At 50.2% G+C, this 5609-nt stretch carries 4 protein-coding genes; 1 reads left to right on the forward strand and 3 read right to left on the reverse strand.

From position 1 onward, the window contains the following. The coding region (locus BZG79_RS10800; RefSeq protein ID WP_108743275.1) for a GNAT family N-acyltransferase at nt 1–1514 on the forward strand (1514 nt) is incomplete at its 5' end. A gap of 132 nt (nt 1515–1646) precedes the next feature. On the opposite strand, the gene BZG79_RS10805 is transcribed toward BZG79_RS10800, so the two are convergent. The 3 genes from BZG79_RS10805 to BZG79_RS10815 form a co-directional block, all read right to left on the reverse strand. Next, the gene (locus tag BZG79_RS10805; protein WP_077774388.1) at nt 1647–3407 is read right to left on the reverse strand and encodes a L,D-transpeptidase family protein; all 1761 of its coding nucleotides are present in this window, start codon (nt 3405–3407) and stop codon (nt 1647–1649) included. A 149-nt stretch (nt 3408–3556) separates the two neighbouring features. Beyond that, nucleotides 3557–4654, reverse strand: a complete 1098-nt coding sequence (locus tag BZG79_RS10810) for a DUF1513 domain-containing protein (protein WP_077679605.1) — start codon at nt 4652–4654, stop codon at nt 3557–3559. Then, on the reverse strand, nt 4644–5609 hold a 966-nt coding region (locus BZG79_RS10815; protein WP_199877737.1), incomplete at its 5' end, for an imelysin family protein. The genes BZG79_RS10815 and BZG79_RS10810, both read right to left, overlap by 11 nt.

The following is a 5609-nucleotide window of genomic DNA, read 5'->3' on the forward strand; positions in this document are numbered from 1 at the left end:
CTGGACGGGTGGTGATTATCGCCAATCATCCAATCGGATCACTGGATGGCTTGGCGCTGCTTAAACTCGTACGCTCAGTGCGTCCAGACGTTAAAGTTATTGCCAATGAATTACTCATGCAAGTCGGCCCACTTCACAGTTGTCTGTTGCCAGTCAACAATATGGGAGGCCGAACGCCTAAACAAAATCTACAACAAATCACACAGTGGCTAGAGCGTGATGGCGCTTTGATTATCTTTCCAGCCGGTGAGGTTTCGCGCGTCGCACCAACAGGAATTCGAGACGGTGTTTGGCACTCTGGCTTCTTACGTATGGCGAGTAAATCAAACGCCCCTATTTTGCCGATTCATGTCGACGGGCGAAATTCTGCCCGTTTTTATGGTGCGTCAATGGTCTATAAACCTTTGTCGACTTTGTTACTGGTTGAAGAGATGTTTCGACAAGAGAACAACACCATCGCCTTCACTGTGGGCGAAATGATCCCACACCACAGTTACAGTGCCAGCGCGAACCTTCCGGTAAAAACACGGGTTAAACTCTTTCGTAAACACCTCTACCGGATCGCCAAGCGTAAGCAAGGCTTATTTCCCACCGAAACTGCGATTGCCTCACCGGAGCCACGACTGGCGCTCAAGCATGCAATTGCACTCGGCGAGCAACTCGGACAGACACCCGATGGTAAACTCATTTATTTACTTGATTATCAAGCCGATTCGCCGGTGATGCGCGAAATAGGTCGTTTACGTGAGGTCGCGTTCCGCGCTGTTGGGGAAGGCACCGGACAGCGGCGTGATCTTGATAAATACGACCAATACTATTGGCATTTGGTCTTGTGGGATCCGATTGAGCTCGATATCGTCGGCGCATACCGCTTATGTGATACCCAAGCCACTCTCGCTCATCAAGGGCTTGGAGGGATCTATAGCGCAAGCTTGTTCGATTATGAACAAGGGATGCAGCCTTTTCTTGACCAAGGCTTAGAGCTAGGCCGTAGTTTTGTTCAGCCCAAATATTGGGGAAAACGAAGCCTGGATTATTTATGGTTAGGCATTGGCGCCCTACTCGCTAATCGCCCACAGTACCGTTATTTATTCGGGCCTGTCACTATCAGCAACGCGATACCACAACCCGCTAAAGAGCTACTGATCTTCTTTTATCGCACCTACTTTCGTGGCGACAACCGCTGTGCGCGATCGAAACGACCGTATCAACTCGCCGAAAGTAAACAAAGCGAGTTGCTCGACCACTTTTGTGGCAACGACTATGCGCGCGATCTGAAAAAGCTAAAAATGTTACTCGATCACCTTGGCGTCGGGATCCCAACGCTTTATAAGCAGTACAGTGAGCTATGTGAGCCTGGCGGCGTACAATTCTTAGACTTTGGTGTTGATCCTGATTTCGCCGACTGCATTGATGGACTGGTTTTAGTCGACCTCAAGCGTTTAAAACCCAAGCGCTACCAACGCTATATTGCGCCACATCTAACCACTCCCCCAACCTCTACTTGTGACTAAACCTCGCTGTGAGTACCTTGCAGTGAATAAGCGTCGCGGTGAATAAGCGTCGCGGTGAACAAACAAAGCCCCGCGCTCTCTGTCTTGATGGCGCGGGGCTATGACTGTCAACTCTTGTGATCGTGATTGAGACTACTGTGACCGTGATGAGGATATATCACGTTGCTGGGTTAAGTAGCTCGGCTCCTGAGTGGTGATTTGTCGTTCGGCATGACTATCATAGGCATATACATCATCGCGAAACGCGAGCTTGCCGTCTTCAGTGACCCATGCTGTTTGGTAAATGGTTTGTACGGAAAGGCGCGTTTGCAACGACACCCACTTAGTTTGTGTTTTATCCAAATACCCTTGGTAGTTAGCCAACTGTTTCCCGGACAAATCCAGCACCAAATCCGCCAACTGCTCGGCCTGCTCCACCCGAATACACCCAGAACTAAACGCGCGGCGCGAGCGACTAAATAAGCTTTGTGCCGGCGTGTCATGTAAATAAATGGCGTTTTTGTTTGGGGTGTTAAACTTGTACTTTCCTAATGCATTGCCTTGGCCCGGTGCCTGTTGCAATCGATAAGGGAAGCCGTCGTCGTTCACGGTTTGCCAATTAATCGYACTCGGGTCGATAGCGATATTGCTTTGCCAGTTAGGCAAAATGCGATACTGATTGCGAGACAAATACTGCTGGTCATCCGCCAGTTTGGGCAAGATATCTTTTTGCACAATGCTACGAGGTACATTCCAGCTGGGGTTCAGCACTACCGAATCAAGTTGCGACGTAAACAGCGGCGTACGCCTTGATTGTCGACCAACGACCACTTTACYTTCGAATACATTTCGATCGTCATGCCATACATGCATGCGATAATCGGGAATGTTCACCACAATTCGATTGGGATTATCGTTAGGCCACAACCGCAACCGTTCTGCATTAAGTGCCAATAACCGAACCCGTGCTTGTGGGTCTAAATTTAACCACTTCGCGGTTGCTGGGCCGATAATGCCATCCATGGATAAACCATGTTGTTGCTGAAAGCGTTCAACTGCGCGAAGCAAGTCACTACCGTAGCGCACAGTATCGCCATTTATCGCTTCCAAGCGCTCAGAGCTGCCCCAAAACCCCTGTAGCCTTAGATTATCCACCAAGTTAAGCGCTAACGTTGTCGCAATCGCTTGGTCCGGGTAAATGACGTTCTCGGCCTGAATCGTTGGCCAAACCGACTGCGCCTGCTCTTGTAAGCGAACAATTTGTTTTACTAATGCATCGTATTGCGAGTGTTGTGGACGCCGCTGCTGCAAAAACGGAGCCAGTGACCCGTTAAGTCCTGCCTTAAATAAAGCAGCACGCCTTTGCGATGAGGGAGCTGGCAAGGGGGTGCGATGAGACGCGCCAAAAAACCATTGCATTCCTTTATCGGGGATCACACTTAAATAGCGAAGCAGCGCATAGGCGGTATCGGTAGCAAAAATATCATAGGCCGCATCGCTGGGCTGCTGACGAAGTTGCCGCAATTGCCATGCTCGCCATTCAAACTCAGGACTAAAGCCAGCCAGTGAAATCACATTCACTTGCGTTTCTAACTCATCTCGCGCCGCATCTTGTGTCCAAATCAACGAAAATCCATTATCCAGGTAGTCTTGAGTCAGCGCTTGGGGATAGGCCAATACGGTCGCATCCGGTGCCGCCGATTCAAGCCAATCGCGCGCATACTGGTAGGCTCGCTGGCGATGAACATCCGCCGATACAGTTTGATCATCAGGCACTCTTTTCCCCGAGATCTGCGGTTCAGTCAGTAACCGTACTCCACCCGTTTCACTGGCGTTATTGGCCATCACTGGCTTTACCAAAAAGCAAAACACTATCAGAAGGTTAGCCAACCAGGCATCGTGCCTTCTCATCATACGCCCCTCCTCATCCCTGTTATGATTATGGCAAAGTTTTACTGCAAAGAAGCAAAATTAACGTCTGTTTTTCCTCATCACAACGCAAGGTATTGAAACAAAAACGGCAGCCAAAATTGACTGCCGTTTAGAACATTATCATGGATTCATTACACTAAGGTTATCCAGTGATTATCCCATCGGACTGGCGTCATTTTATAATCCGGATGGTGTGCATTATTTAGCGTCACCATTTTACCGCTACCCGCACTGAGGTTAATCACATCACCATCGCGACTCGCGCCAGAAGCATCTATCAGCGGATGCAGTCCAAGTAACTCGCCACTATTTAACGACCAAATACCATAACAATTGCCACGGGGCGACGTGGCGACAATCCAACCATTGAGGGTAGCAATACTGGCAACATAGTTATTAAAACGCGACCACTGCTCTGGTGAAGCATCAAGCATTTTCATCGGCTCACCACGGCGATGAATCGCGACAAGGGGGGCGTTATCAGCACCATGGTATTGCTGACCTGTCACCACATAACCCTCATCTGACACCATTAAATGACGAATACTGAGCTTCTTATTTGCAAGCTCAGCGCGCTCGATCACTTTGCCACTGTCGATATCGATATAGACCAGTGCCGGTGACATAGCGTCAATGTTTAACACTGTGCGTCCATCAGTATGCATGCCACCGACACCCACGACTAACGTGTTAGTATCCACCAGCGCTAACTCATGAGGACCAATGCCAAAGCCGCTTATTTCACGCACTTTTTTTACCTGCCCCTGCGCGGTTAATTGGTAAACACCGATCACACCTTCGCTGGTTTGCCGTTTACCCTCGGTGGTATATAACCATTTTCCATCATCAGAAATGGCACCGTGTCCATAAAAATAACGATCGGAGGCGGCCCTTACTCGTGACAACGTCACTCCACGTTGGTAGTCAAACACCTGCATAAAATCACCAGGCCGGCGCGCAAATGCCACACCTAGCGTTCCAACCTCTCGTCGCTGAGCAGCGACACCATGACCCCGATCGGGCAATGGTAGGCGGAAAACGGGTTGCCCAGACGGATCAGCGCCAACCACCGCGAAAGAGCCATCACGACTCAGCGCACAGCCCAGTAACTCACACCGCGCTGCTGCGGTATTACCACGACAACCACTCAATGTATTTACGACGGTGGGTAAAGCCGCGCCCATTAGCACCGCCTTGAGTAAACGGCGGCGTTTCTGACTAATCGCCATCGGTTGCATTAAACCCCACAACAATGCCTAAATCTTGTGCGACTTGACCACCCAACACGAGTTTTAGATATTCCAGATTGTTATAGACGGTGAGCATGTCACGATAACCCGGTACGCTGTTGAGCCTATCAAACAGCGGCTCGCCGTCTTTGGGCACACTGTCATAGGCGAGTTGCCAATGCTCGCTAACACGATCGGCCACCTGATGGTTGCCTCGCTCGCGTAGCGCTTGCTCGATACCACCTTCAGCGTGATATTGAACTTGCATCGCTTGAATGCTCTCGCTTAATAGTGTTAGAGAGTGCCGCGATCGCCAGGCTTCTCCTTGGTAGGGGTTAGGAAAACCAGGTTTGCCCAAAGGGCCGGCAAGCTTTTTAAGCACATAATCGAGCTGATGTGTCAGTGCGCCAAGTTTTTCTGCCGTGGCCATCGAAGATGGCATCCCTAACCACGGGTTTTTCTGCCACGCTAGGGTTAATGCCGTTGCACTTTGCTGCAAACGCCCACTGACGGCCATGGCTACTTCGCAGTGTTTTGGCTGAGTTAAATCCGCTTGGTGATCATACAACAACCATTCCATCGCGCCGACACCTTGCACGGCCACACTTTGATCCGCTAATGCATCCGCGGTCCAGGTAGTATCACTGGCCAGCAAGGCATTCATTTTCCGTCCGGTGGTATTCTTTTTGTCAGGATAAAACTGAATCCGCCAACTTTGTGCCAAGGCTTGCTCTGAGCCCTTTTCTACGCCTTGTAAAGGCATCCAAGCGGTCATAACCTTCTTCCATGCTTGACGCGCCTTATCCACATCCGTGCCCTGCGAGCAAACCGATTGCGTGGTCTGCGCGAGCGCCTTGGTTGCAGAGAGAAACTGTTCGCTTCTTTGTTTTTGTAGTTGCCAAAGGCCATGATTAGGCCCTGTCTCAGCTTGAGACAGACATCCGCCGAGCAACAC

Source organism: Salinivibrio sp. MA427 (assembly GCF_001996115.1).
Classification (GTDB): domain Bacteria; phylum Pseudomonadota; class Gammaproteobacteria; order Enterobacterales; family Vibrionaceae; genus Salinivibrio; species Salinivibrio costicola.

What these genes read in the sequence shown, in the direction of transcription:
- BZG79_RS10810 (WP_077679605.1), bottom strand. Translation starts at nt 4,654, where the DNA reads ATGGCGATTAGTCAGAAACGCCGCCGTTTACTCAAGGCGGTGCTAATG.